This window comes from Acinetobacter oleivorans DR1 (genome assembly GCF_000196795.1).
In the GTDB taxonomy this organism is placed as follows: domain Bacteria; phylum Pseudomonadota; class Gammaproteobacteria; order Pseudomonadales; family Moraxellaceae; genus Acinetobacter; species Acinetobacter oleivorans.
In genome coordinates this window covers 3,291,268-3,316,427 of record NC_014259.1, presented here as the reverse complement: position 1 = coordinate 3,316,427, position 25,160 = coordinate 3,291,268, and the positions used below count along the sequence as shown (strand labels likewise).

The following is a 25,160-nucleotide window of genomic DNA, read 5'->3' as shown; positions in this document are numbered from 1 at the left end:
TAATCTTTGACAGAGTACCGATGAATTTGTAGAATTGCCGCCTTAATTATGTCAGCAAATACCTTTCCGGCACAGATTGAGCCGTTTAAATGGGCTGAACAAGGCTTTACATGGTCAGGTCAACTGCCCTTGTCTCGCTTTGCTCGTATCGCTCGTGAAGCTGTTGGATCAATTGATAACCAATTGATCAACATAGACTGTAAGCTATCAATGGATGCCTATCATCGCATTGTGTGGATGGATGGTCATATGGACACGATAGTTCCAATGGAGTGCCAACGTTGTTTGGAACCTGTTGAAATTCCTCTTGTCTTAGACTTTCATATTGCATTAATGGATGATGAGTCACTGATAGAGCGCTTGGATGAGGATGCTGATTTCATCGTTTTAGGTGAAAGTGAGTCTTCGACGAAAGGTGATTATGATACGCCAGCCTCGATTAACTTGCTCGCATTACTAGAAGATGAACTGTTATTGTTGGTGCCTTTATCTCCCAAGCATGATGCTTGTGAAAATAAACATCAACCTACCATTCAAAATGTTGTTGAAGAAAAACGGGATAACCCGTTTGATGTTTTGGCAGGTTTGAAGGGTAAACTTAACTCATAATTTGTGATATAATTGTGAGATAAGACAACTGAATTTGTTCTGATCCATTTTTTCGATCTTTGTAAGGAGCCATCATGGCCGTTCAGCAAAACCGTAAAAGTCGCTCTCGCCGTGACATGCGCCGTTCACATGACGCTTTAACCGAGAATGCATTAACAGTAGACCAAGCAACTGGTGAAACTCATCGTCGTCACCACGTGACTAAAGACGGTTTCTACCGTGGTCGTCAATTATTCGCTAAAGCAGCTGATGCTGAATAATTGCATGATATGCATTAAGCGTGATGCTTAAGTATAGAAAAAATGGGAGCGAAAGCTCCCTTTTTTTGTTGTTTTTCGCAATTATAAAAATATAAATAACATGTTAAATTTCCGCTCCAGAAATGAGTGAAAACCCAAAAAAGGATTTCTTATGTCTGCTAAACGTCTTGAACAAGTAGCTTTAGCCACAAAAACTGCGTTTGTGTTTCCAGGTCAAGGTTCACAAAAAGTCGGTATGCTTGCTGAACTAGCAGAACAGTTTAGTGGGGTTGGGCAAACCTTTGCGGAAGCATCAGATGCACTTGGATTTGATCTGTGGCATATTGCGCAAAGTGGTGAAGGTCTCAACCAAACAGAAAATACCCAACCTGTGTTATTAACTGCCAGTATCGCTTTATGGCGTGTATGGCTTGATTTAGGTGGTCTGGCACCTAAGTACCTTGCAGGACATTCTCTAGGTGAATACAGCGCTTTGGTTGCTGCAGGATCTATGAGCTTGGCAGATGCAGTGAAACTTGTGAATTTGCGTGGCAAACTCATGCAAAGCGCTGTTCCTCAAGGGGAAGGTGCTATGGCTGCAATCCTTGGTTTGGCTGATGAAAAAGTGGTTGAACTTTGCCAAATTGTGAATGCAGAAGGTCAAGGCTCAGTAGAAGCTGCAAACTATAATTCACAAGGCCAAGTCGTAATTGCCGGAAGTACAGCATCTGTACAACAAGTAATGGCTTTGGCAAAAGAGCAGTCTGCTAAGGCAATTGCTTTACCTGTGTCAGTTCCTTCGCATTGTTCATTGATGAAGCCTGCTGCTGAAAAATTTGCAGAAGCTTTGGAACAAACTGCCATTGAGCTGCCTACCATACCTGTAATACAAAATGTCAACGCGGGAATAGCTACCGATGTTGCTCAATTGCGTCAGGCGTTGACTGCTCAATTGTACCAATCTGTACAATGGACAGACACGATGCAATTCTTACAAGACCAAGGTATTCACTACGTTGTTGAGTGTGGCCCTGGTACAGTATTGAGTAATCTCGCGAAGCGTTTACCAAATATAGAAAAAGCTTTTGCTATCGATAGTAAGAGTAAAATGGAAGATGCCCTAAATGCTGTTTTAGTGGCAGAAGGAAAAATTGCATGACACAAGAACGCAAAGTTGCATTAGTAACGGGCGCGAGTCGGGGCATTGGCGCTGCAATTGCCCAGCAACTTATTCAAGACGGTTATTTTGTTGTAGGTACTGCGACATCTGAGTCTGGCGCACAAAAGTTAAGTGAAAGCTTTGGTGAGCATGGGGCAGGTTTAGCTCTCGATGTGCGTAATCTCGATGAGATTGAAGCAGTCGTTTCTCATATTGAACAAAACTATGGCCCTGTGCTTATTTTGGTTAATAATGCAGGTATCACGAAAGACAATTTATTGCTACGCATGTCAGAAGATGATTGGGATGACATTCTCAACATTCACCTTAAAGCCGTATATCGTTTATCTAAACGTGTGCTTAAAGGTATGACGAAAGCGCGCTTTGGCCGCATTATTAATATTAGTTCTGTTGTTGCTCACTTTGCAAACCCAGGTCAAGCGAACTACTCTGCTGCAAAAGCAGGTATTGAAGCGTTTAGCCGCAGTCTTGCAAAAGAAATGGGTAGCCGTCAAATCACTGTGAATAGTGTGGCACCAGGTTTCATTGCAACAGAAATGACAGATGCACTTAGTGAAGACATTCGCAAAAAAATGAGTGATCAAGTGGCTTTAAATCGCTTAGGTGAGCCACAAGATATCGCAAATGCGGTGAGTTTCCTTGCAAGTGATAAAGCAGGTTACATTACCGGTACGGTATTACATGTAAATGGTGGTTTATACATGGCCTAAGGCTGATGTATAAACTTTTAAAAATTTTTATATTCAATTAAACTAGTGGCAAATCAAACGCCACAAGCAATGAGGAGAATTCCTGTGAGCGATATCGAACTACGCGTTAAACAAGCGGTTGCAGAACAACTTGGTCTTAAAGCTGAAGAGATTAAAAACGAAGCATCTTTTATGGATGACTTAGGTGCTGACTCTTTAGATTTAGTTGAGCTTGTAATGTCTTTCGAAAATGACTTCGACATCACTATCCCTGATGAAGATTCTAACGAAATCACTACAGTTCAATCTGCAATTGACTATGTAACTAAAAAACTTGGTTAATTCGCATATTGCTGAATAAAAGAAGGCCACCGTAAGGTGGCTTTTTTTATTTGTGAAAAAATTTAAGGGATACATATTTTTACAAGATCAACCTCAATTGATAGCAGAGGCATAACTTTTTTGAAGTATAACAATAAAGGTCAGTTTAATGACTTTACTATAAACAATAATATGAGGACTAAAAGATGGGTCTTTTTGATTTTGTAAAAGGTATTGGTAAGAAAAATACCGCTCCTGCAGAACCACAACCAGCTCCGGCAACACCAGCAGAACCTTCTGCACAAGAAGTTGCAAATAAATTATTAGGTTTAATTAAAAGTTTAGGCTTAGGGGTAGAGGGCTTATCTGTAACCTATAATGGTGCTACAGATACTGCAATTATTAAAGGGCAGGTAAAAAGCCAAGCAGATAAAGAAAAAATTATTCTTATTGTTGGAAACATTGATCATGTGGCACAAGTAGATGACCAAATGACTGTTGCAACTCCTGAACCAGAAAGTAAGTTCTATACAGTGAAATCTGGTGACAATCTTTCAAAAATTGCGAAAGAATTTTACGGTGATGCAAATCAGTATCCAAAAATCTTTGAAGCAAATAAACCAATGTTAAAAGATCCAGATGAGATCTTCCCTGGACAGGTTTTACGTATTCCTCAATAATTGAGGGTAATAAAAAAGGCGCTTTTGGCGCCTTTTTTCTTTTTAAAATCTTTTTGGTATTTTTTGCCCATTTGGCACTGGAGTGTCAGCATTCTTTAAAACACCGAATAACCATGTTTCAGCATGCTGAACTGCAATTTTTAAAGAATCACCTAAAGCTAAACGACCCGCAATAAAACTAGCTAAAGAGCAACCTGATCCATGATATTCGCCTTCAAGACGGGGGCAGCTACTACTCGCTGCAAGTTCACCATTAATATATAAACTATTTTTAATATGATCTGGTGTATCTTCGTGCCCACCTTTAATTAATACAGCTTTAGCACCCATTTTAAAAAGTTTTTTGGTTGCTTGGTCTAAGTCATCAGTACCTGTTAATGCACGTAATTCGACCGTGTTGGGAGTAATAATGGTGGCTAGGGGAATAAGCTCAACAAATGCTTTAACAAGAGTCGCTTGATCACCTAAAGAACCACCGCTGTTTGCCACTAAAACAGGATCAAGTACATATTGATAGTCAGGGTGTGCGCGAAGAAATTCAGCTAGAGCAGCAATATTATCTGTAGTGCCAAGCATGCCTGACTTAACGCATTTAATTGGTAAATCACCAACAACGGCATTGGCTTGAGCTAATAAGAGTTCTTTTGAGGTTGCTTCGAAGCCAAATACTTGTTGTGAGTTCTGAATGGTAAGCGCTGTACATGCAATTGCTGCATGAGCACCACTTTGTCCAATTGCTTCAATATCAGCTTGTAAACCTGCACCACCTGAAGGGTCTAAACCCGAGAAACAAAGTACGGTTGGACGCACGGTTATTTCCTTTTCAATTTAAATTTACGTTAGTATAAGAGAGTTTGATTAAACTCTCGACCAATTGAATTAAATACTTTACTGGGTTAGTGATTGAATGGCTATAAAACATATTTTGATTGATTTAGATGGAACCCTAACAGACCCAAAGGTTGGTATCCATACTTCAATTCGTTATGCAATGGAAAAACTAGGCTATCCATTAGCTGCCGATTTAAATATTGACTGGACCATTGGCCCACCCTTAAAACCTTCACTCGCAAAATTGTTGGCTACTCAAGATGATGCGTTAGCTGAACAAGCTCTACTTGCTTATCGTGAGCGTTTCTCGGTGATTGGTTTATTTGAAAATGAAGTATATCCTTCTGTTGTACAGACACTTAAAGCGTTAAAAGAGGAAGGGTATCGTTTATTTGTTGCCACTGCTAAACCAACGATTTATGCAAAACGTATCTTGGATCATTTTGAGTTAAGCCAATATTTTGTAGATATTTATGGCAGTGAATTGACAGGTGAGCGCACCAATAAAGCTGAACTCATTCATTATATTCTTGAGCATGAGCAACTAAACCCAGAAGAATGCTTAATGGTAGGTGATCGTCAATATGATGTTTTAGGTGCACGGCATAATGGTATTGAGGCAGTCGCTGTGACTTATGGTTATGGAACAGCAGAGGAACTTGCTCAAGCACAGCCAAAAGCAATGATTAATCAATTCTCTGAACTCTTGGACTATGTTGAAGAAGTGGCAGCACAAAAGAAAGTTTCTTAAATATAAGTAAGATTTAATTTAAAGGTTTGGCCTTGATATAAAGCCAAACCTTTTTTCATTTAAACACCGTGTTGTTGACGGTATTGAACAAGTTCTTCAATCGTAATCACAGTTAAATGATGAGTTTGCGCATAAGCCAAAACTTGAATGCCTGATGCCATAGTGCCATCTGGGTTAGTCAATTCACATAACACACCAGCAGGTTTTAAACCGGCTAGTCGTGCGAGATCAATTGTTCCTTCAGTATGACCACGTCGAGTAAGCACTCCACCATTACGTGCACGTAATGGAAAAACGTGACCCGGACGATTAAGATCGCTTGGGACAGCACCATCTTTAATTGCAGTTTGAATGGTAGTAACACGGTCTTTAGCAGAAACACCTGTAGTAACACCTTGAGCAGCTTCAATGGTTACTGTGAAAGCGGTATGAAACTGGCTCGAGTTTTGAGAAACCATTGGTGGTAGTTCTAGATGATCTGCTAGCTCTTCTGTAAGGCATAAACATACGATACCCGAGCCATCACGAATCATGCGTGCCATTGTTTCTACTGTTAACGTTTCGGCTGCAACAATGAGATCAGCTTCATTTTCACGGTCAAAGTCATCCATAACCAAGACTGGTTTGCCTTTACGGATATCTTCTAATGCTTGTTGAATGCGCTGCTCAGCAGGAGAGAGGGCTGAGAAAAAAAGTTCTGGTTGAATTAAGCTAGACATAATGAAACGCTCTCGTAAAAATACGGTTGAACATTTCAGGACTGATGTAAAAACAGGCTGGCACTGAAATAAAACGGATTTATCCCAGTTCGTCGTCTTCTTTCATCCGGACTATACCGTCGGCTTTGGAGTTTCACCAAATCTGCTCAAATTACACAATTTAAGCTCGTGGGCTTGTTAATTTATTTATAAAAATTAACTTTACCACCGGTGGGGAATTACACCCCGCCCTGAAGCGATGGGTTTTATTATAGCGCGCTTGGCAAAATTGGCTAGATGCTTTTGTAGAATACTAAGTCTCATTATGAATAAGTATTTTCATAAACAGAATTAGGCTTTTTAACAAGAGCTTACTTGTTGATATGGAAATGGAATGCTATGTTTTTTATAGAAAATTATAAATAAAATAGGTGTTTCATGCAGATAAGAGACTATTATCCTTTAAGCAATAGCTCATTTATTCAGCATCTCCATATTTTCAGTTATGTGTTTATGGCGGTAAGTATTCTTTATTTAATTGCTGCTAACTGGTTGATGCTTCCAGATAGCATTCAACTCGCTATCCCGCCCCTTATATTACTTGTGACAGCATGGTTCAGTGTAAAAGATACCTTAACTGAAGGTGTTAGGCAGACCTTACACAGTATTTGTGGCTTGATGATAGGCTTAAGCTTGGCCGTTATCGGACAGGTTTATCAAACTGGTGCAGACAGTTATTTGCTTTTTTTAATTTGGACATTGCTTTTACTACCGTGGCTATATCGACCGAATATTGGAATTTTTGGTCTAATTTGTATAACCAGCCAGCTCACACTTTTTTTATTTTTTAAACAGACTTTTTGGCCAGAAAAGTTTCCATATTTATATCTGTTCGCTCTAAATTTATTAAGCCTTGTCGAGTTTGGGGTGTGTATAAAGAAGTATCGTGCTTTAAGATTTGTTTTTATCGCTTGGTTTGCCGTTATTTCAATCATTGGAATGATCCAATATTTATCGAATGAAAATATTCCTTATCTGATCTCGGCTTTCTTTTCAGGACTAATCGTTTTTTATTATTTCTTCAAAAAAAATGATCAGTTGTGTGCCAGTTTAATGGCTGCTGTTCTTGGTGTGACAGCAACAATATGGCTCGTAGATGGGATTAATAACTTATTTAAAGATTCTAATGAGTTCATCTTTTTATTGATTGCGGGCATTATTTTTATTTGGTTTGCACTGATTAGTTATCTTTTAATAAAAATTTTTCGTCAAAGCCGCTTTTATGTCATTCCATTGGCAATTGGTGCTTGGCTTGCAGGTCTAGCACTTGCAGCTTTTACGCTGGTGTTTTGGGAGGCTATTTCTTTAGTCATTGGAATTATTTTTGTTGGATTAGCTTTTATTCTTTTAAAGAAATCACAAAGCTATTTCTTTCGACAATTTGCTTATTGTTTATTTATCAGTGGACAGACTGCTTTCTTATTTCATCTTGGTTCAGAAACAGATCAAATTCTATGGGTTTTAATTGCGCAGATTTTTATTATATATATCAGTTATTTCCTTAAACCGCATTGGTTCTTCATTTTAATTCAAATGCTTGCTACATATGGCATCGCATTTGTCTATTTGCTACAACTAGACCATTCATTGTGGTCAATACATTCTACTCAGACTTATTTAAATTTAACTTTGCTCAGTTACTTGGTTTTTAGTTTGGTGCTGTTGCCTAAGTGCAAATCAATAGCGCTATATGAGCGTAGTATTTTTTTATGTGTGCTTGTCGTAATTTTAGTAGTTTCTTTTTTTGATGCTTTTATGGGTTTAATTCCAGAGAGTCCGATACATCAGCAGCTATGGGTTTTATATTTGCTACCTAGCATATGGTTGCTATGTTTTAGTATTTTTCATTTATATAGACAACTTCATGGAGTCACTTTTTTTGCCTTTTTAATTTTTAGCATATTGCTTATTACACTTGGCTATTTTGAAATTTTTATCCTGTTCATTATTTTAACGTGGGCATTAAAAAAGAAAGATTATATTGTTTATGGAGTTAGCTTGGCTGTATTAGTTTTAGTGTTCTGGCAGCTCTACTACAACTTACAAATAACTTTTCTAGCCAAGAGTGCCTCAATTTTTATTTCTGGTGTTGTTCTCTTTGCTCTGTCATGGTTACTTCATCATGAAAATAAAGATGATCTCGTTGAAGTTGAAGGAGAGAAAAAATGAAAAAGTATTTTTCTCTTATTCTTGTATTAGTCACCCTATTAATCTTTGTAGGATTAGTGGCAAAAAACGAATGGCATCTGCATCATAGTAAAAGTATTTTTATTGAACTTAGACCAGTCGATCCTCGTTCAATTTTACAAGGTGACTATATGGCACTGGCTTATGAGTTAAATTTACAATCTCTTAAAGCTCTTGCAGGAAGTGAAAGTGAGGCTCTAGATCAGGTAATTTTTAATCATTCTTCTGTTCAAGCAAAAGTTATTTTAGATTCACAAAATCGAGTAGTTCATACAATTTTAGATAGTAACAATTCATTTGCTGGGCAAAGTTTAATTTTAAAAAATCCTGAAAATCGTTTACAGGCTTTATATCCCGCTTCACGAAGTTTCTTGTTTGCCGAAAGTCTAGCTCAATGCTATCAGAAAGCAAAGTATGCTGAATTTAAGGTAAATACAAAAGGAGAGGCGATTCTGTTTGATTTGCGAGGAGGGGAGCTTCAAGCATTAAATTGCAAACAGCACAAGAACTGGTTGAAAGGAACTATTTAGGGTATATAAAATTATAAAAGCCCGTCAATGCGGGCTTTTTTATTCTTAGAATAAATTAGGCAACTTGAACAGGAATACAATTCGCTGTGTGGTTGACTGTATTATTTGGGTTTGCATAGACCAAACGTGGTTTATGAATATTTGCTTCAGCTTCAGTAAAATCGCCAAATGTAGCAATAATGACTAGATCACCAACGTCTGCTTGATGTGCAGCACCGCCGTTTACTGAAATAATTCCAGAGTTATCTTCACCACGAATCGCATAAGTCGTGAAGCGTTTGCCATTGGTTACATTCCAAACATGAATTTCTTCATATTCACGAATACCAGCTAAGTCCATCAATACGCCATCAATTGCACAAGAACCTTCATAGTGAAGTTCAGCATGGGTTACAACTGCACGGTGAATTTTGCATTTTAATAAACGAGATAGCATGGCTAGCGTCTCCTGAGTAGACCTAAGATGTAGATCTTATGGTGAAATCTTTAGCTTTTGCGGTTGGCAAAGTGGCTGATGCGCATTTTGCTCCTAAAAAAGCAAGATAGCAAGCATGATTGTTCAACAATTTAATTGGGTTTATAAGCATTAATTTGATTCATGGCCTGTGGAACTTGTCCTTGAACAAGTAGTTTCACTTTAGAAAGAGCATGATCAATTGCTGCATCCATCAGACTTTGTTCACTACTTGGTGCTTTTCCAAGTACGTGACCTGAAACTCTTTCTTTTGAGCCAGGATGTCCGATACCAATACGTAAACGATGAAAATTTGAACCAATATGAGGGACAATGTCACGTAAACCGTTATGACCACCATGTCCACCGCCTGTTTTAAGACGAATTACACCAGGGTTCATATCAAGTTCATCATGAGCAATCAAAATTGCTTCGGGAGCAATTTGATAAAATTTTGCAAATGGAACTACACTTTGTCCAGAACGGTTCATAAATGTAGTGGGTAGAAGTAGACGGACATCGTGTCCTTCTATATTACCACGTCCACTGATTCCGTGAAATTTCGGATCATTTTTTAATGTAATGCCATATTTATTAGCAAGCTGTTCAATGAACCAAAAGCCTGCATTATGGCGGGTTTGGGCATATTCTGAACCAGGATTGCCCAAACCAACAATTAGCGAAATATTTGACACTAATCTACGCCTTTCAACACTTATGCGCGTTTGAAGTCAGCGTGCATAGGAGTGTTTTTAGATGGGTGACGTTGTAACGCTTGGATTTTAACGTTTTCAACTTTGTCGCCCACTTTGATTTCTACAACTTCTTCAAAGAAAGCATTGTTTTCTAAAGCTTTTACAAGCTCGCGAAGTTCTAAAGTAATAGCTACAGGCTCAGCATTGCCACCATAAATGATAGCTGGAATTAATGCTTCGTGACGAAGGCGGCGGCTCGCACCTTTCCCTTGTTTGTCTTCAGCACGCGCTTGAGCGTTTAATACGAAGTTTGCCATGAGTAAATCCTCATTAAAGTTTAAATATACTAAACTTGCGACCAGTTTAGTGATAGAAAACCCCAGCCAAGGCCAGGGTTCATAAAAGCTGCGGTATTATAAACTATCGAACATCGCACTGATAGATTCTTCGTTATTAATACGACGAATCGTTTCAGCAACCATGCTAGCAACAGAAACCTGACGGATTTTGCCCAAGGTTAATGCTTCATCAGAAAGAGGAATGGTGTCAGTGACAACCAATTCATCAATAACTGAATTACGTAAGTTTTCAATAGCCTTGCCAGAAAGTACAGGGTGAGTTGCGTATGCAACTACACGACGTGCACCAAATTGCTTAAGCGCATCAGCTGCTTTGCACAATGTACCGGCAGTATCCACCATGTCATCTACGATAACGCAATCACGATCTTTTACGTCACCAATTAAGTGCATAACTTGCGACTCATTGGCTTTTTGACGACGTTTGTCAATAATTGCTAAATCGATGTCACCCATCTGTTTGGCAACGGCACGAGCACGTACTACACCACCAACGTCAGGAGAAACCACCATAAGGTTGTCATGCTGTTGTTGACGTAAGTCAGCAAGCAAAGCAGGAGTACCGTAGATGTTGTCGACTGGAATATCGAAGAAACCCTGAATTTGGTCAGCATGTAAGTCAATCATTACGACACGATCAATACCAACAGTGGTAAGCATGTCTGCAACAACTTTAGCTGTAATCGGTACACGTGCAGAACGTGGACGACGGTCTTGGCGAGCATAACCAAAATAAGGGATAACAGCGGTAATACGACCAGCACTTGCACGACGCAAAGCGTCTGCCATAACCAAGATTTCCATAAGGTTATCATTGGTAGGGGCACAAGTAGGCTGAACGATAAATACGTCTTTACCACGAACATTTTCAGTAATTTCTACTGAAATTTCTCCATCAGAAAAGTGACCGACTGATGCAGCACCTAGAGGGATATGTAAGTGACTTACGACTTTTTGAGCGAACTGTGGATGAGCATTTCCACTAAAAACGACAAGATTGGGCATGAAGCACCCTTGGCGGTTGGTATGTAATTAAATAGATGGCAGGGGCGGCTGGATTCGAACCAACGGATGCCGAGATCAAAACCCGGTGCCTTACCACTTGGCGACGCCCCTAATGCGGCAGAACTTTAATATTTTTGCAATGCAATGTCAAGATTAATCAACAAAAAGCATAGCAATTAAGTCTGTCTTTAAAATAAGAGAATGGCAGGGGCGGCTGGATTCGAACCAACGGATGCCGAGATCAAAACCCGGTGCCTTACCACTTGGCGACGCCCCTAACGTGTAACCTTAAAATGATTAAGAGGAGATTCTTTTAAACTATTTACCAAGTAAGATTTACAAGGTGAATGCTTAAGAATTTCATCAATATTCATTTCATTCGTTACTTCAATAAAAACACAAGCACCTGTACCTGTAAGCTTTGCTTGACCAAACTGGTCTAAATATCGCATCGCTTCTTCTACTTCAGGGTATAACTGCCGAGCTAATGGCTCAAAGTTATTTCCAAAATTAGAAGGTTCTAACTGATAGGCGCAAAATTTAGTGGTCTTAGAGTCTCTTGTCAATGTTTTTTGTGAAAAAAGCAATTGAGTGCTGATAAAACAATCAGGTTTTAAAATAATGAACTGTTTTTGATCTAAGTCTATGAATGATAAATGTTCACCAATACCTTCAGCCCATGCATTTTTACCATAAATAAAAATAGGAACATCTGCACCAAGCTTAACGCCATAGTCCGCAAGTTGTTCTTGATTTAGTCCACATTCCCATAATTGATTTAACACAATCAGGGTTGTGGCAGCATTGGATGAACCTCCGCCCAGACCTGCACCCATTGGAATATTTTTTTCAATTTTGATGTGTAAACCGCAGAATTTTTTTGCATGCGGTCTTAGTATTTGAGCAGCCCGATAAATCAGGTTTTCTTCAGGTCTGACTTCACTCAATCCATCAATTTCGATTTGTTCATCCAAAGTCGGCGTAAATATCATCCAGTCATATAAATCAATAAGTTGGAAAATAGTTTGTAACTCATGATAACCATTTTCGCGTCGGCCTGTAATATGCAAAAACAGGTTGAGCTTAGCTGGAGAAGGAACTCGAATCATAGATTTATATAATTAGACTTAGCGGTTTTGGATGACCATTGTAATACGGTTTTCTTTATCTTCAGCAAGAGCTTGCTTTAAAACCAGTTTGTTTGGCAAAGTTTGTTCTCCATCATAGCTAAAATTAACAGTCCAGCCATCTTCAATGAGTTGGTTTACGCGATTTTCATTATCTTTACTGATCTGAGCACTTAAAGTTGCAGGTTTAGCCAAAATCCAACTCGTTAAATGAGTAATTGGTGCTTGCCAACCAGTTGCACGCTCTAAAAGCTCTTCTGGAGAGGCAGCAGTAATTAATCCAGTTTTCGCACTATTTAACTTCACTTCACCGGGTTTACCCTGAATTTGGGTTTTTCCTACACCTAAAATACCGCTTAATTCAATATCAAAATTATCTTGTTGTTGAACCCATGTGAAAAAAGCACTACCAGTTTGCTGTGGTGTACGAACCCCGATTTTACCTTGTAAATTAAAGTGTTTTTCATCTTGAACTTGCTGGGTAACCGCAGGTTTTGGTTGAGTAAAATGCTGACAACCGGTTAGAAATAATACACTTGATCCACAGATCGCTGTGCACAGTTGGGCAAATTTGCTCATATATTTAACTCTTTTTTGCAGATGTAGGTAAAATTAACGCATCAAGCTGTTGTAATTGTGGATCATTGGCATGTTTTTGTTTCAGTTGTTGTAACACAGCGCTAAATTGAGTTAATGATCCTTGCATATACAATGCTTTAGCATAGCGAACGCCAATATTTATATTGTGACTAAGTTCATAAGCTTTGCCTAAAGCCTCTGCCGCGGCTTCATAATCATTCTGTAAAAATGCAATATAGCCCAGCGTATCAAGAATTGAGGCTTGTTCCGGTGCATATTCTAAAGCTTGCTCTGCATATTGACGTGCTTCTTTTAGCCGACGGTTTTGCAGGGCTAATGTATAAGCATATGCATTGAGGTACGTTGGACTGTTAGGCTCAAGTTGTAATAATTGTTTTAATGTTTTGTCGAGTTTATCTCTGTCAGTATACGGATCAAGTAATAAAACTTCTGCGTAAATGAGTTCCGGATCATCGGGTAAATTCTTTATCGCTTCATCTAATAAGTTTAATGCAGCTTTTTTATTGCCCATTTTCTTTAAGATTTCAGCTTGAGCTTGATATAAGAAACTCGCATGTTGGGGATAATTTACGCGTTCTTGCGTGAGGAACCGTAAAGCATCATGTAAATTTTCTTGTTTATCGTATATTGCAATCAGATTGCGTCTGGAAACGACGTATAAGCTGCCATCAACTAAACGATAGTAGGCTTTTGCGGTTTCATAATGTTGTTTGCGTTCTGCATTAATGGCTAAATAGTAATAAGCTTCATTTTGATATTTTGCAGAGTTTCGTAGATCAACAAGATATTGTTCTGCTTTGTCATATTGCTTTAAATCGATACTGGTTAAGCCTGCAATAAACAATGCTTCTTCAGCTTTAGGATTAGCTTCTATAACGTTTTCGAGCTTTTCTAACGCGAGCTGAGATTGGTTAATTTGAATGAGATAGCGGATTTCAGCTAAACGAATATCTAAATTTTTCTTATATTTACGGCTGGACTTTGCATACCATTTAAGCGCACCTTCTTGATCGCTAAGAGCGATGAGTAAGTTAGCTTTCATTAAAATAAAGCTCGTCACTTTAGGACGTCGGCGTAATGCCTTGTTGATGTTGGTTAGAGCAGATTCTAATTGGCCATTTTGGGCTTCTAAGTTGGCGATGAGTGCTAAAATAGAAGGGTTATCTTTTTCAGCACTAGAGCGTAAAGCTGTTAATAGTACATCTCGATCTTGAGCATTTTCTGGAGCAATACTTGCTAAAATTTGTTCTAAATCAGCAGTCGGATCTATTTTTAAAATTTTATCTAATGTTTCAGCGGCAAGCTGGTATTCATGTGTTTTTAAAGCAATATGTGACAAATAGAATAAAGCCGGCACATCTTTTGGCTCTTGAGCTACCCAATGTGTAGCAATATTTAAAGCGGCTTGTAAGTCATTATATTCAAGAGCAACGTCTAAAGCTCGTTGTTTAATTGAGGTAGAGTTGCTTTTAATTGCGAGCACTGTGTAATTGTGCAAAGCGTTAGGAATATCATCATAAGCCAGAGCAAATTCAGCGACCATAGTTTGTTCTAAGGCCTGATCAAATGAATGCACGGTATAGGTCTCTTGCACAGGACGTGCATAGACATGCGAGGACATGCTACCTAACAATAAGAATGTGGTAGAATACTGTCTTATCGAAGCACCGTTAAAATTAATACGGCTATTCATTTGACGCAATTTTTATTGATCCAAAGTAATGCTTTTTATGACACCGATGTTGCACAATAGCATAAATTTAGCGAAATGATGATCTGATATGTCTTTCTTTGCATTGGGTGTCAACCATCAAACAGCTTCTGTCGAACTCCGCGAAAAAATTGCTTTCAATGCAGAGCGATTAAGTCGTTTGCTTGCCGAACAAAATCATCACCAGAACTTAAAGGATTTGGTGGTGGTTTCGACGTGTAACCGCACAGAAGTGTATGCCATGGCAGAAAATGCCGAAAGCCTTCTGAAATGGTTAGCCGATGCCAATAATATTGATGTACAGCACTTAATTCATCATGTTTATCGTTACGAGAACACGCAGGCAATTACACATTTAATGCGAGTAGCGAGTGGTCTTGATTCTCTCATGCTGGGTGAGCCGCAAATTTTAGGGCAGGTTAAAAGTGCTTTAGCATTGTCTAAAGAAGCTCAAACGGTTTCTCCTGAATTAAACAGTGTTTTTGAATATGCTTTTTATGCTGCTAAACGCGTACGTTCCGAAACGGCAGTGGGTAGTCATGCCGTTTCGATGGGGTATGCAGTAGCTCAATTAGCTTTACAGGTCTTTAGTAAGCCCGAAAAACTTACTGTAATGGTCGTTGCAGCAGGTGAAATGAATAGTCTGGTTGCTAAACATCTGGCTGAAATGGGTGTTGCCAAAATTATTATTTGTAACCGTAGCCGTGAGCGTGCTGACCAATTGGCTCAAGAAATTTCACATCAAGTTGAAGTTGAAATTATTGATTTTTCAGCATTAGCTGAAAACTTATATCGTGCTGATGTTGTATCGAGTTGTACTGGTAGCTTATATCAAGTTATTGCTTATCCAGATGTTAAGGCTGCATTAAAGAAACGTCGCTATCAACAAATGTTAATGGTTGATTTAGCCGTACCTCGTGATATAGATCCCAAAGTTGAAGCGCTTGATGGGGTCTATTTGTATGGTGTTGATGATTTACAAAGCGTGATTGATGAAAACCTTGCTCAACGACGTCAGGCCGCTGTTGAAGCAGAAGTCATGGTTAATCAGTTAGCTACCCAGCTTATTACGCATCAAAAAGTTAAAGAGGCTGGCAGCACAATTCATGCTTACCGCCAACATAGTGAAGAAATTAGTCAACAAGAGCTTACGCACGCATTAGAGGCTTTGCATCATGGTGAAAATGCTGAACAAGTATTACAGCAATTCGCGCATCGCTTGACGCAAAAGCTTATGCATCCGACATCTATTTTGCTACGCGAAGCTGCCAAGGCAGAAAATCCTGATTATTTAGAATGGCTACAACAGCATTTACAGGACGTCTTTGATCATGAGCGTAAGCCAAAACATTAAGACAACAGTCTTAAGCTAATTTGTTTTGTTAGTTCATTGAGTTGTTGCCTTAGATTTCTTGATTCAATCAGAGAAATCGGTGACTTAAGCTTTTGACGTAAATATCTTTCTTTTAAGCCTAACGCATATTCTTGAGCTAACTTGTCAGCCACTTCAGGTGCTTGAGTTAATGCTTGGATATTGGTCCTTTGCATAATATCTGCAATTTCATGGCAATAACTGCTGCATGCACCCAAAACATAATAAGTCGCTAGCTCTTGGTCATCAGGCAACTCATCAAATATACGGTTTAAAGTTGCTAATATTTTAGCCAATAACTCATCTTGGGGAATATAGGCACGTAATCCTTCAAAATGAATATAAAGGAATGGATGGTGCATCAAAATTGCGACAGCAAAGTCTTCATCTTTCGTTTGAATATTAAATGATAACGATGCATCGTGACTAACTTGTGGGGTAAAACGTTTACCTAGTCCGAGTTTTTCACGGAAAGATTGATTAAGTAAATAACGGAAAGAACCCTGTTTGGGTAATAGTTCAGTTAGTTCCCTGAGTTCACCCATGACCAAGCTTTTGCCTTCAGGAGTGCTAATGTCGTGTTGACCTGTTAAATGGGCAAACACAAAATCAGACAAAAGAGGGGCCTGTTGTAATAGTTTCTGGAAATTTTCAAGCCCTTCACGACGAATAAGAGAGTCCGGATCGTGGTCATTTGGTAGAACGAAAAATTTGAGTTCACGGCCATCATTGAGAAGTGGTAAAGCAATTTCTAGCGTTCTGCGTGCTGCTTTTTGACCCGCAGCATCACCGTCAAAAGCAATGGTAATTCGGCTATTTTGTTTAAATAAAATATTAAGATGTTCTGTATTACTTGCAGTCCCTAAAGTTGCGACAGCCCCTGTAATGCCATATTGCTGAAGCGCAATGACATCCATGTAGCCTTCAACCATCAACCAGTCGCTAGACTTAAGTTTTCTGCCTTCATAAAGCCCATAAAGTAGCTGATTCTTGTGAAAGACTTCTGAGTCAGGTGAGTTGATATATTTGGGTTTGATTTCATCATTTAAGGCACGTCCACCAAAACCAACGACGCGACCTTTTGGGTCTCGAATCGGGAAAATGACACGGTCACGTAATAAGTCAAAATCACGGCCACTATCGCTTGAACGAATAAGTCCAAGTTGTTTTAAACCATCAATGTCATAAGGAAAAGCTTTTTCTAAGTGTTGCCAGTCTTCTGGTGCATAGCCCAAGCGCCAAAACTGAATAGTCTGATTAGTTAAGCCACGTTGTTTAAAGTAGTTTTTTGCCTTTTGACTATTAGGTAATTGGTGCTCATAGAACTGAGCAACATTTTCCAGTAAGTCATATAAATTACCTTCTTGAACTGGTTCATCAAAACTAAAAGGCTGCTCGAACTGAGCAAATGGATCATCAAAAAATACAGGTTCAAGCGTGTTATAGCTTTCATCAGTTGGTTGTTGTGGAGTTGGAGTTACAGGCTCCGCCGTATTTGCTTTAGCAACTGGTGGTTTCGTAACCTGACGGGTATAAGACAGCTTTTTATTTTCAGTATTATCTTTCGGTAGTTCGACTCCAGCGCTACTCGATAGCTCCTTCATGACATCTATAAAATTTCGGTTATCGATGTCCATGAGAAATCGGATCGCGTTCCCGTTAGCCTGACAACCAAAGCAGTGATAATACTGCTTGTCGCGATAGACATGGAACGATGGCGTTTTTTCTTGATGAAAAGGGCAACAGCCGGAATATGTACGTCCCGTCTTTTTCAGTTTCACACGTTGACCAATCAGATCGACAATATCTGTGCGATCTAAAATCTGATCAATCGTATGTTGTGGAATTGCCATAATTCAGATAACCGTATTAAAACTGATGAGAGAGTGAGTCAGAATATTCTGACATGATGAGGCAAGATCTACACAATAAATATTTTAATATTTTATAAAAACAAACAGGCAAGTGGTATCACTTGCCTGTTTATTGGTGCTTTTTAAAATTTGTAACTTATTGAGCAGCGTCGCTAGTACCTTGCGTTGCATCATCTGACTGAGTATCAGTTGATACACCTGTAGAGCTAACAGCTGGAGCAACAGTTGTATTTTCTGCTGGTTGTGGCTCAGGTTTATCTAATAAACCGAAGCTTAAACGATTTGTCCAACTACGTTCTGACTTTGGAGCTTCAACAGTAGTTTTTTCTGGTTCTTCAGTTTCTTCTTTATCTGAATTACCAATTAAACCAAAGCTTACGCGATTGAGGAAACCACGTTTTGGAGCTTCTGCTTCAGCTGTGCTTTCTGGAGTTGCAGCCGTAGATTCACGACCGAAAATACCCAGAGTCGCACGGTTAATCCAGTTGCCTTCTTTACGAGCAGCAAGCATGTTAACTGTGCCGTCTTTTTTCACCAAGTTAGGATAATTAAGCTTTAAAACTTCAATATATTGTTGTGAAGTCGCTTTATCACCTAATTGGTTATAGCTATATGCCAAAGTCGCTAATGCTTCTGGAACTTGAGGAGTTTGTGGATAGTGTTCAATTACCCATTGCGAACGTTCGGCAGCTGCGATCCAAGCTTTACGTTTAACGTTAAAACGCGCAGCAGTCATTTCATTTTCAGCAAGTTCTTGCCCAATGAACTTCATACGCTGAGCAGCATCAACAGAGTATTGGCTACTTGGGAAACGACGAATTAAATCAACAAAGTTCTGATAAGCAACTTTTAAATAACTCACATCACGATGAGATTGTTGCAGAGATGTATAGCGCATCAAACTGTCGTAATTTTGCTCCATATTCGATACAGCACGAACATAGTAAGCATAATCTACATTTGGGTGTTGAGGATTTAAACGAATAAAACGTTCTGCTAAGGCAATCGCGCCTTCATAATCTTTTTGTTTAAATTTTGAATATAGAAGTTCAAGTTGTGCTTGTTGTGCGTATTGTCCAGTCGGATAATAAGTATCGATTGCCTCTAAAGACTTGGTCGCATCAAGATATTGACCACGGTCAAGCGACTTTTGGGCCTTTTCGAAGTAAGCTTGTTCACTAGATTGTGGGCCACTATCGACCACTTCTTTTTTACTTGGATTGCTGCTACAGCCCACAAATGCAGACGCTACACCTAAAGATAAGGCAAGCATCGTAATTTTATAACGTGGTAGCGACATAAAAACTCCTCTGTTATGTTGGGCAATGAGCTACAATTGCGCTATTAAACCACTTTTATCTCAATGATCAAATGACTTCAGCACAATCTTCAAACACAAACTTATCTGAAACCGACTTCAATTTACTTGAAGATTCTGAGGATGCAGATAACCATACTTCTGATTCAACTGCAACACGTTTATCGTTGCAAGTTCAGTTAGATGAAACCTATCTGGGACAACGTATCGATCAGGTTGCGGCCTTGGTGTGGAATGAGTTTTCACGTGAAAAGCTTAAACAATGGTTGAAGGATGGCCATCTGTTGGTGAATGGTAACATTGTCAAGCCGAAGCACCGTTGTGAAGGGACAGAGCTGCTTACACTCGAAGTTGAGCTCGAAGCACAGACCACAAGTCAACCTGAAAATATTCCACTTAATATTGTTTATGAAGATGACGACATTTTAGTCATTAATAAACCAGTAGGCATGGTAGTACATCCTGGGGCAGGCAATAGTTCTGGAACTTTAGTGAATGCCTTGCTTTATCATTTCCCAAAATTGTCGGAACTTTCTCGCGCAGGTTTAGTGCATCGTATTGATAAAGATACAAGCGGTTTGTTGGTCGTTGCCAAGAGCCTTGAAGCACAATTTTCTTTAAGTAAACAGTTGGCAAATAAATCGGTTTACCGTGTATATGACCTAGTTGTTTATGGAAATATTATTGCTGGTGGTACTATTGATGAACCGATCAAACGTCATCCTGTTGACCGTGTGAAAATGGCGATTTTACCGGGCGGGCGTGATGCTGTGACCCATTACAATGTAAAAGAACGCTTTAAAGATTTTACTCGTGTACAAGCTCGTCTTGAAACAGGCCGAACTCATCAGATTCGTGTCCATTTTAGTTATATCGGCTATGGACTTATCGGTGATCAGATTTATATGAACCGTGTACGTGTACCAGCAGGGGCATCTGAATTACTCATTGATACTTTACGTGGTTTTAAGCGCCAAGCATTGCATGCAGCTAAATTGGGCTTAAAACACCCTCGTACTGGTGAAGAAATGCTATTTGAAGCGCCGTGGCCTGAAGATTTTACGCATTTAGTAGATGTGTTACGTTCAGAAAACGCTGCATATTAAGGACGCGTATATGGAATTTGTTCAAGGTTTACCTCAAGGCGTATATGTAGGACAGACACGTGTTCAACATCCTTTAGCATTAGCAACGGATCAATATGAATTGTCTGGCTTTAATCTGGCTTTACATGTTAATGATGAGGCAAAACGTGTTCAGCAACATCGCATGATATTGCTAGATGAGTTTGCTAAGTTCGGTGTTAAAAAAATGACATGGATGACTCAAACTCATAGTACGATTTGCCATACAGTAAATGAACAAATTCCTTTTAAGGCTTTAATTGGTGATGGTTTGGTCACTCAAATCAAAGGTCATGCTTTAATGATGATGACCGCTGATTGCTTACCTATTGTGTTAGGCAATGCCGAAGGTACCGAAGTCGCAAATTTACATGCGGGTTGGCGTGGTTTAGCTGGTGGGATTGTTGAAAACACAATTGCTGCCATGCAGAACCCTCCAGCTTGGGCGTGGTTAGGAGCAGCGATTAGCCAACCTTGTTTTGAAATTGGGGCTGAAGTAAAAGCTGTTTTTTGTGATAAATATCCTGAGTTGGAAACAGCTTTTGTTGAGGGGGCTGCTCCAAATAAATTTCATGCAGATTTATATGCAATTGCACGTTTTATTTTGCAGAGTCTAGGTGTGAAGCAGGTTTTAGGCGGAGACCAATGTTCATATCAACAGAGCGATGAATATTTTTCTTATCGTCGTGATGCGAAGACTGGGCGTATGGCTACCTTTGTTTTTATCTAAGCTTTATAAAAGTACGTAAAATCACTCTCTTATTTTGTAGTCATTAAATAAAGTAAGAGAGTGTCTATTTAGCTTAAAGATATTACGATTGTGAATTGTATTGAAACGCTTCTATTTCATATTTATAGATGTAGGTTTAGCAAGAGCTAATAAAATGATAAAATAGAAAAAATCGCTCAAAATTTTAATCTTATGTCTTTGCCTGAAAAACATCTCTCAATTGTCTACCACAGTCCATATGGTCATACCGCCAAAGTGGCCTCTGCTATTGCTGCTGGTGCAGAGGTGATGGGGGTGAAAGTACATTTAATGAATATTGAGCATATTGATTGGGATGCGCTTGATGCATCACAAGGCATTATTTTCGGATCACCTACCTATATGGGAAGTATGACTGCCGATTTTAAAAAATTTATGGACAGTACTTCTAAGCGTTGGAAAGAACGTGTGTGGCAAGGCAAACTTGCGGCGGGCTTTGCAAATTCGGGCGGACTGAGTGGCGATAAACTAGCGGTATTACAACAATTAAATATTTTTGCCATGCAACATGGAATGCTTTGGTCAGGTTTACCTTTAATGACGACAGGGCATAGTGAAAAAGATTTAAACCGATTATCGAGTTGCTTAGGTTTGATGACACAGTCAGATAACGCTCCTGTTGAAATTACTCCTCCACAAGGTGATTTAGATACAGCTAAATGGTTTGGTGAATATATTGCTGGACTTTTATACAGATTAAACTAATGAACTTCACGACGTAAAAAAGCCTCTGAAAAGAGGCTTTTGTTTTATTACTTATGAAATATACGAGCTTTATCACGTTGCCAGTCACGGTCTTTTTCGGTTGCACGTTTGTCATGAAGCTGTTTACCCTTCACAAGTGCAATCTCCAGTTTGACTAAATGACCTTTCCAATAACACGCTAAAGGAACACATGAGTAGCCTTTCTGGTTAACTGCACCCATTAGATGTTCAAGCTGACGTCGGGAGAGCAATAGTTTACGGGTACGTGTTGCCTCAGGTACAACATGGGTCGAAGCCGATAATAAAGGCTGAATTTGTGAACCAAGTAAAAATGCTTCGCCATTTTTGAAAATGACATAACTTTCCGTCAAAGTCATACGCCCAGCACGTAAGGATTTTACTTCCCAACCTTGAAGTGACATGCCTGCTTCAAATTTTTCTTCGATAAAATAATCATGACGGGCACGCTTATTTTGTGCGATTGTTCCGCCATTATGTTTCTTTACTACTGTTGCTTTCGCCATAATTCAAACTTCCACAATTATGCCTATTGTGCCGTAAACTGATGCTAAGGTGAAGTTTTTCCTGCACATGAATATTTCGCCTCATGTATAACTTTTGCTAAAATAGGTTCACAATATAATTAGAGTACTAGCGGATGTCTAAAACGCGTGTAATTTATCCTGGAACATTTGACCCCATCACGAATGGACACGTTGATTTAGTTACTAGAGCATCAAGAATGTTTGATGAGGTTGTAGTAGCAATTGCAATTGGACATCATAAAAACCCTTTGTTCAGTCTAGAAGAAAGAGTTGAACTGGCCCAAAAATCACTAAGCCACCTTTCAAATGTTGAATTTGTCGGCTTTGATGGTTTACTGGTTAATTTTTTCAGAGAGCAGAAGGCAACAGCAGTACTTCGTGGTTTAAGAGCGGTTTCTGATTTTGAATATGAATTTCAATTGGCTAATATGAACCGTCAACTTGATCCACATTTTGAAGCGGTGTTTTTAACACCATCTGAGCAGTATTCATTTATTTCTTCGACATTGATTCGGGAAATTGCTCGTTTAAAAGGGGATGTAACCAAGTTTGTTCCGCAAGCTGTGGTTGAGGCCTTTGAACGTAAACATCAACAAGGTTGGTAACGTGTCGTTATATATCACCGATGAATGCATAAACTGTGATGTTTGTGAACCAGTTTGCCCGAATGAAGCAATTTTTATGGGTGAGGTGATTTATGAAATTCATCCAGATTTGTGTACTGAGTGCGTTGGTCATCATGACCAACCGCAATGTCAGTTGTTTTGTCCTGTAGATTGTATTCCTAAAGATCCGCAGCATGAGGAAACAGAAGAACAGCTCTTCGACAAATATAAAAAATTAATTGCTCAAAAAAGCACGAGCAATTAGTAAATAAATTTGTTAATATGCGCCCCTGAGGTGAGCTGGATGGTCGCTGCTGTGGAGGTCTTCGTGACTGAAGCAGGGGAGGAAAGTCCGGGCTTCATAGGGCAGGGTGCCAGGTAACGCCTGGGCGGTGAAAGCCGACGGAAAGTGCAGCAGAGAGTAGACCGCCTCATTCGTGAGGTAAGGGTGAAAGGGTGCGGTAAGAGCGCACCGCGTGTCTGGTAACAGTTCACGGCATGGTAAACCCCACCAGAAGCAAGACCAAATAGGAATCCTGAGGTACGGCCCGTACTGGATTCGGGTAGGTCGCTTGAGCGTATGAGTGATTGTACGCCTAGAGGAATGACCATCCTCGACAGAACCCGGCTTATAGGCTCACTTCACCTAATTTATTTAAAATTTTTCTTGACGTGCATTAAAGAAACTAAGATAATGCGCGCACAGTTTTCGGCTATGTAGCTCAGTTGGTTAGAGCACCGCACTCATAATGCGGGGGTCACAAGTTCAAGTCTCGTCATAGCCACCATTTTATAGACCACGCTCCTGCGTGGTCTTTTTTTTATGCTCATTTTTTGATTAAACACAGTTTGTGAAGACCGACTTTATAGTTGTGGCATTGTTTGTCTACGTCAATTTCTTCATGTTCTTATAACACTTAACAAGGATGTTGAAGACATGAAAAGGTCATTATTATTTTTAGGGATTTTAAGTTTAACAGCGGGAGTTCAAGTTTCTGCGGCTGATTTGAGTTGGGGAGATCCAACTTTAGACTCGGGTCAATTTAAAGTTTCTGGCGCGGTACGCTCTCGCTATTTGCATAAAGATTATGTGGTTGATGCAAATGAAGGCTCTCAAAATGATGACTGGCGGCTAACTGATATTAAATTAGTGTTAGGTTATGAAAATCCAGATTGGATTGCAGGGGCGGATGCCCGTTGTTATCAATATGATCGCTTATGCGATGCAATTTTTCTAAAAAAAGCATGGGTAGGTTATAAGTTATCTGACCAGCAGAGAATCACGGCAGGTTTGCAACCCGTTGATTTTGGTTTTGGCGAATTTTGGGGAAGTAGTTATTACGAAACACTTTTAAATACAGTTGGTTTAGAAGATATCGATAATTTGGGTATCAAATATAAATTTGCAGATGATAAATATAATTTGACCTTGGGTTTCTATCCAACTGATGGTGGAAATTATAAGGGAACTTCAAAAGACTCAAGCCGTTACAGTGGTAATTTTGTTGAAGCTGATGATTTAAGTACAGGTACCAATATTGAAGAAAAAAATATGTGGATTGCCCGAGCATCTAGAAAATTTGAGATTGATAAGTCTCAAAATTTTTCGACTGAGCTAGGTGGGTCAGTTTGGTATTCTGACTTAGAAAATAAAAGAACAAATATAGATGGACACCGTAAATCTTGGAACATTTTTGCTCAAACGCAATATCAAGCATGGCAGTGGATGTTCTTGGCGGGTAAGCAAGATGTCACGAATGGCGACGATTTATTCCCTAATAGTTCAACGATTGGAGCATTTGATTATCCATATCAAGTCGCTAATAAAGGTAAGTATTTGGTCAATGAAATTAACTATACCTTTGCTCAGCCATTCCATCAGATTGAAAACATTAAACCTTATATCTCCCATAGTCGCTTTTTTAAAGACGAGGATGGCTATAAAGACTCTGAACGTTTAATTGCTGGGGTTTATTTTAATTACAAAGCCATAGGTATTCAGGGTGAATATATTATGAGCAAGAATGACCCAATGGTGGGAGGTAGTGCGAATGGTTTGGCACAAGGTAGTAGTAATGACTGGGATAAATTGTTTTATCTCTCAATTGGATATTATTTCTAA

Annotated in this window: 28 protein-coding genes, 3 tRNA genes, 1 other RNA gene and 1 riboswitch; of the genes, 18 read left to right on the top strand and 14 right to left on the bottom strand. The window is 39.2% G+C overall.

Annotated elements, in window-relative coordinates; translation table 11 throughout:
- The first annotated feature begins 48 nt into the window (after positions 1-48).
- From AOLE_RS15580 to lysM, 6 genes are all read left to right on the top strand, one after another.
- Positions 49-609, top strand: coding sequence for a YceD family protein (locus AOLE_RS15580; RefSeq protein WP_013198803.1), 561 nt, complete (start codon positions 49-51; stop codon positions 607-609).
- Positions 610-683: 74 nt separating this feature from the next.
- Complete coding sequence (gene rpmF, locus AOLE_RS15575) at positions 684-869, top strand: 50S ribosomal protein L32 (RefSeq protein ID WP_000290730.1); 186 nt, start codon at positions 684-686, stop codon at positions 867-869.
- A 151-nt stretch (positions 870-1,020) separates the two neighbouring features.
- Positions 1,021-2,007 carry an ACP S-malonyltransferase gene (gene fabD, locus AOLE_RS15570; RefSeq protein WP_005303062.1) on the top strand — a complete coding sequence of 329 codons (987 nt, stop codon included), beginning with the start codon at positions 1,021-1,023 and terminating at the stop codon, positions 2,005-2,007.
- Positions 2,004-2,738 carry a 3-oxoacyl-ACP reductase FabG gene (gene fabG, locus AOLE_RS15565; protein ID WP_013198802.1) on the top strand — a complete coding sequence of 245 codons (735 nt, stop codon included), beginning with the start codon at positions 2,004-2,006 and terminating at the stop codon, positions 2,736-2,738. Before fabD ends, fabG begins: the two co-directional genes overlap by 4 nt.
- A gap of 84 nt (positions 2,739-2,822) precedes the next feature.
- Positions 2,823-3,059 carry an acyl carrier protein gene (gene acpP / locus AOLE_RS15560; protein WP_004641570.1) on the top strand — a complete coding sequence of 79 codons (237 nt, stop codon included), beginning with the start codon at positions 2,823-2,825 and terminating at the stop codon, positions 3,057-3,059.
- 185 nt (positions 3,060-3,244) lie between these two features.
- A complete protein-coding gene (lysM, locus tag AOLE_RS15555) occupies positions 3,245-3,718 on the top strand; it encodes a peptidoglycan-binding protein LysM (RefSeq protein WP_005303067.1) in 474 nt (157 codons plus the stop codon).
- A 42-nt stretch (positions 3,719-3,760) separates the two neighbouring features.
- On the opposite strand, the gene AOLE_RS15550 is transcribed toward lysM, so the two are convergent.
- Positions 3,761-4,528 (bottom strand): hydroxymethylpyrimidine/phosphomethylpyrimidine kinase, encoded by a 768-nt coding sequence (locus AOLE_RS15550; RefSeq protein WP_013198801.1) that lies wholly within the window; start codon positions 4,526-4,528, stop codon positions 3,761-3,763.
- A gap of 97 nt (positions 4,529-4,625) precedes the next feature.
- On the opposite strand from AOLE_RS15550, the gene AOLE_RS15545 reads away from it, so the two are divergent.
- Positions 4,626-5,300, top strand: coding sequence for an HAD-IA family hydrolase (locus AOLE_RS15545; protein WP_013198800.1), 675 nt, complete (start codon positions 4,626-4,628; stop codon positions 5,298-5,300).
- A gap of 59 nt (positions 5,301-5,359) precedes the next feature.
- Here AOLE_RS15545 and ribB read toward each other — a convergent pair whose 3' ends face one another.
- Entirely contained in the window at positions 5,360-6,019 is a 660-nt protein-coding gene (gene ribB / locus AOLE_RS15540; RefSeq protein WP_005303071.1) for a 3,4-dihydroxy-2-butanone-4-phosphate synthase, read from the bottom strand.
- A 90-nt stretch (positions 6,020-6,109) separates the two neighbouring features.
- Positions 6,110-6,260, bottom strand: a riboswitch (FMN riboswitch).
- A 176-nt stretch (positions 6,261-6,436) separates the two neighbouring features.
- Between ribB and AOLE_RS15535 the strand changes: the two genes are divergently transcribed.
- Positions 6,437-8,227, top strand: coding sequence for a DUF2157 domain-containing protein (locus AOLE_RS15535; RefSeq protein ID WP_013198799.1), 1,791 nt, complete (start codon positions 6,437-6,439; stop codon positions 8,225-8,227).
- Positions 8,224-8,775: a GDYXXLXY domain-containing protein gene (locus AOLE_RS15530; protein ID WP_013198798.1), complete on the top strand. Its 552-nt coding sequence runs from the start codon at positions 8,224-8,226 to the stop codon at positions 8,773-8,775. Before AOLE_RS15535 ends, AOLE_RS15530 begins: the two co-directional genes overlap by 4 nt.
- A 55-nt stretch (positions 8,776-8,830) precedes the next feature.
- Here the strand turns inward: AOLE_RS15530 and panD are convergent, their stop codons facing one another.
- From panD to AOLE_RS15485, 9 genes are all read right to left on the bottom strand, one after another.
- Positions 8,831-9,211, bottom strand: coding sequence for an aspartate 1-decarboxylase (gene panD, locus AOLE_RS15525; RefSeq protein WP_002120296.1), 381 nt, complete (start codon positions 9,209-9,211; stop codon positions 8,831-8,833).
- A gap of 131 nt (positions 9,212-9,342) precedes the next feature.
- Positions 9,343-9,924: an aminoacyl-tRNA hydrolase gene (pth, locus tag AOLE_RS15520; RefSeq protein ID WP_013198797.1), complete on the bottom strand. Its 582-nt coding sequence runs from the start codon at positions 9,922-9,924 to the stop codon at positions 9,343-9,345.
- 20 nt (positions 9,925-9,944) lie between these two features.
- On the bottom strand, positions 9,945-10,241 hold the full coding sequence (rplY, locus tag AOLE_RS15515) for a 50S ribosomal protein L25 (protein ID WP_004794199.1): 297 nt from the start codon (positions 10,239-10,241) through the stop codon (positions 9,945-9,947).
- A gap of 96 nt (positions 10,242-10,337) precedes the next feature.
- Positions 10,338-11,288 (bottom strand): ribose-phosphate pyrophosphokinase, encoded by a 951-nt coding sequence (locus tag AOLE_RS15510; protein WP_005303079.1) that lies wholly within the window; start codon positions 11,286-11,288, stop codon positions 10,338-10,340.
- Positions 11,289-11,324: 36 nt separating this feature from the next.
- Positions 11,325-11,399: transfer RNA gene (locus AOLE_RS15505), tRNA-Gln, on the bottom strand.
- 91 nt (positions 11,400-11,490) lie between these two features.
- Positions 11,491-11,565, bottom strand: a tRNA-Gln gene (locus AOLE_RS15500).
- On the bottom strand, positions 11,564-12,397 hold the full coding sequence (gene ispE / locus AOLE_RS15495; protein ID WP_013198796.1) for a 4-(cytidine 5'-diphospho)-2-C-methyl-D-erythritol kinase: 834 nt from the start codon (positions 12,395-12,397) through the stop codon (positions 11,564-11,566). Before ispE ends, AOLE_RS15500 begins: the two co-directional genes overlap by 2 nt.
- An 18-nt stretch (positions 12,398-12,415) precedes the next feature.
- Positions 12,416-12,994, bottom strand: a complete 579-nt coding sequence (gene lolB, locus AOLE_RS15490) for a lipoprotein insertase outer membrane protein LolB (protein WP_003653326.1) — start codon at positions 12,992-12,994, stop codon at positions 12,416-12,418.
- Positions 12,995-12,998: 4 nt separating this feature from the next.
- Positions 12,999-14,708, bottom strand: coding sequence for a tetratricopeptide repeat protein (locus tag AOLE_RS15485; RefSeq protein WP_023274311.1), 1,710 nt, complete (start codon positions 14,706-14,708; stop codon positions 12,999-13,001).
- An 88-nt stretch (positions 14,709-14,796) separates the two neighbouring features.
- On the opposite strand from AOLE_RS15485, the gene hemA reads away from it, so the two are divergent.
- Positions 14,797-16,080, top strand: a complete 1,284-nt coding sequence (gene hemA / locus AOLE_RS15480; protein ID WP_004794195.1) for a glutamyl-tRNA reductase — start codon at positions 14,797-14,799, stop codon at positions 16,078-16,080.
- Here hemA and AOLE_RS15475 read toward each other — a convergent pair.
- The gene (locus AOLE_RS15475) at positions 16,077-17,951 is read right to left on the bottom strand and encodes a DNA primase (protein ID WP_013198794.1); all 1,875 of its coding nucleotides are present in this window, start codon (positions 17,949-17,951) and stop codon (positions 16,077-16,079) included. The two genes, hemA and AOLE_RS15475, sit on opposite strands and share 4 nt — an antisense overlap.
- A gap of 157 nt (positions 17,952-18,108) precedes the next feature.
- The gene (locus AOLE_RS15470) at positions 18,109-19,272 is read right to left on the bottom strand and encodes an outer membrane protein assembly factor BamD (protein WP_013198793.1); all 1,164 of its coding nucleotides are present in this window, start codon (positions 19,270-19,272) and stop codon (positions 18,109-18,111) included.
- A gap of 71 nt (positions 19,273-19,343) precedes the next feature.
- On the opposite strand from AOLE_RS15470, the gene rluD reads away from it, so the two are divergent.
- The 3 genes from rluD (at position 19,344) to AOLE_RS15455 (ending at position 21,888) form a co-directional block, all read left to right on the top strand.
- Positions 19,344-20,396 (top strand): 23S rRNA pseudouridine(1911/1915/1917) synthase RluD, encoded by a 1,053-nt coding sequence (rluD, locus tag AOLE_RS15465; protein ID WP_013198792.1) that lies wholly within the window; start codon positions 19,344-19,346, stop codon positions 20,394-20,396.
- A gap of 10 nt (positions 20,397-20,406) precedes the next feature.
- A complete protein-coding gene (gene pgeF, locus AOLE_RS15460; protein WP_013198791.1) occupies positions 20,407-21,144 on the top strand; it encodes a peptidoglycan editing factor PgeF in 738 nt (245 codons plus the stop codon).
- Positions 21,145-21,336: 192 nt separating this feature from the next.
- Positions 21,337-21,888 carry a flavodoxin family protein gene (locus AOLE_RS15455; RefSeq protein ID WP_005303092.1) on the top strand — a complete coding sequence of 184 codons (552 nt, stop codon included), beginning with the start codon at positions 21,337-21,339 and terminating at the stop codon, positions 21,886-21,888.
- 47 nt (positions 21,889-21,935) lie between these two features.
- Here AOLE_RS15455 and smpB read toward each other — a convergent pair whose 3' ends face one another.
- Positions 21,936-22,412, bottom strand: coding sequence for an SsrA-binding protein SmpB (gene smpB, locus AOLE_RS15450; protein WP_004641603.1), 477 nt, complete (start codon positions 22,410-22,412; stop codon positions 21,936-21,938).
- Between the two features lie 134 nt (positions 22,413-22,546).
- Between smpB and coaD the strand changes: the two genes are divergently transcribed.
- The 5 genes from coaD to AOLE_RS15430 all read left to right on the top strand — a co-directional run bounded on the left by coaD (position 22,547) and on the right by AOLE_RS15430 (position 25,160).
- Entirely contained in the window at positions 22,547-23,038 is a 492-nt protein-coding gene (gene coaD / locus AOLE_RS15445) for a pantetheine-phosphate adenylyltransferase (RefSeq protein ID WP_023274310.1), read from the top strand.
- A gap of 1 nt (position 23,039) precedes the next feature.
- Positions 23,040-23,303, top strand: a complete 264-nt coding sequence (locus tag AOLE_RS15440; protein ID WP_004794186.1) for a YfhL family 4Fe-4S dicluster ferredoxin — start codon at positions 23,040-23,042, stop codon at positions 23,301-23,303.
- A 27-nt stretch (positions 23,304-23,330) separates the two neighbouring features.
- Positions 23,331-23,686: RNase P RNA component class A (gene rnpB / locus AOLE_RS19590), an RNA gene on the top strand.
- Between the two features lie 63 nt (positions 23,687-23,749).
- Positions 23,750-23,826 (top strand) — tRNA-Met (locus AOLE_RS15435).
- A gap of 149 nt (positions 23,827-23,975) precedes the next feature.
- Positions 23,976-25,160 (top strand): porin, encoded by a 1,185-nt coding sequence (locus AOLE_RS15430; RefSeq protein ID WP_013198789.1) that lies wholly within the window; start codon positions 23,976-23,978, stop codon positions 25,158-25,160.

Excerpts from the sequence above, each read along its gene's own strand:
- AOLE_RS15580 (WP_013198803.1), top strand. The coding sequence starts at position 49 with ATGTCAGCAAATACCTTTCCGGCACAGATTGAGCCGTTTAAATGGGCT.
- rpmF (WP_000290730.1), top strand. The coding sequence starts at position 684 with ATGGCCGTTCAGCAAAACCGTAAAAGTCGCTCTCGCCGTGACATGCGC.
- fabD (WP_005303062.1), top strand. The coding sequence starts at position 1,021 with ATGTCTGCTAAACGTCTTGAACAAGTAGCTTTAGCCACAAAAACTGCG.
- fabG (WP_013198802.1), top strand. The coding sequence starts at position 2,004 with ATGACACAAGAACGCAAAGTTGCATTAGTAACGGGCGCGAGTCGGGGC.
- lysM (WP_005303067.1), top strand. The coding sequence starts at position 3,245 with ATGGGTCTTTTTGATTTTGTAAAAGGTATTGGTAAGAAAAATACCGCT.
- AOLE_RS15545 (WP_013198800.1), top strand. The coding sequence starts at position 4,626 with ATGGCTATAAAACATATTTTGATTGATTTAGATGGAACCCTAACAGAC.
- ribB (WP_005303071.1), bottom strand. The coding sequence starts at position 6,019 with ATGTCTAGCTTAATTCAACCAGAACTTTTTTTCTCAGCCCTCTCTCCT.
- AOLE_RS15535 (WP_013198799.1), top strand. The coding sequence starts at position 6,437 with ATGCAGATAAGAGACTATTATCCTTTAAGCAATAGCTCATTTATTCAG.
- AOLE_RS15530 (WP_013198798.1), top strand. The coding sequence starts at position 8,224 with ATGAAAAAGTATTTTTCTCTTATTCTTGTATTAGTCACCCTATTAATC.
- panD (WP_002120296.1), bottom strand. The coding sequence starts at position 9,211 with ATGCTATCTCGTTTATTAAAATGCAAAATTCACCGTGCAGTTGTAACC.
- rplY (WP_004794199.1), bottom strand. The coding sequence starts at position 10,241 with ATGGCAAACTTCGTATTAAACGCTCAAGCGCGTGCTGAAGACAAACAA.
- AOLE_RS15510 (WP_005303079.1), bottom strand. The coding sequence starts at position 11,288 with ATGCCCAATCTTGTCGTTTTTAGTGGAAATGCTCATCCACAGTTCGCT.
- ispE (WP_013198796.1), bottom strand. The coding sequence starts at position 12,397 with ATGATTCGAGTTCCTTCTCCAGCTAAGCTCAACCTGTTTTTGCATATT.
- lolB (WP_003653326.1), bottom strand. The coding sequence starts at position 12,994 with ATGAGCAAATTTGCCCAACTGTGCACAGCGATCTGTGGATCAAGTGTA.
- AOLE_RS15485 (WP_023274311.1), bottom strand. The coding sequence starts at position 14,708 with ATGAATAGCCGTATTAATTTTAACGGTGCTTCGATAAGACAGTATTCT.
- hemA (WP_004794195.1), top strand. The coding sequence starts at position 14,797 with ATGTCTTTCTTTGCATTGGGTGTCAACCATCAAACAGCTTCTGTCGAA.
- AOLE_RS15475 (WP_013198794.1), bottom strand. The coding sequence starts at position 17,951 with ATGGCAATTCCACAACATACGATTGATCAGATTTTAGATCGCACAGAT.
- AOLE_RS15470 (WP_013198793.1), bottom strand. The coding sequence starts at position 19,272 with ATGTCGCTACCACGTTATAAAATTACGATGCTTGCCTTATCTTTAGGT.
- rluD (WP_013198792.1), top strand. The coding sequence starts at position 19,344 with ATGACTTCAGCACAATCTTCAAACACAAACTTATCTGAAACCGACTTC.
- pgeF (WP_013198791.1), top strand. The coding sequence starts at position 20,407 with ATGGAATTTGTTCAAGGTTTACCTCAAGGCGTATATGTAGGACAGACA.
- AOLE_RS15455 (WP_005303092.1), top strand. The coding sequence starts at position 21,337 with ATGTCTTTGCCTGAAAAACATCTCTCAATTGTCTACCACAGTCCATAT.
- smpB (WP_004641603.1), bottom strand. The coding sequence starts at position 22,412 with ATGGCGAAAGCAACAGTAGTAAAGAAACATAATGGCGGAACAATCGCA.
- coaD (WP_023274310.1), top strand. The coding sequence starts at position 22,547 with ATGTCTAAAACGCGTGTAATTTATCCTGGAACATTTGACCCCATCACG.
- AOLE_RS15430 (WP_013198789.1), top strand. The coding sequence starts at position 23,976 with ATGAAAAGGTCATTATTATTTTTAGGGATTTTAAGTTTAACAGCGGGA.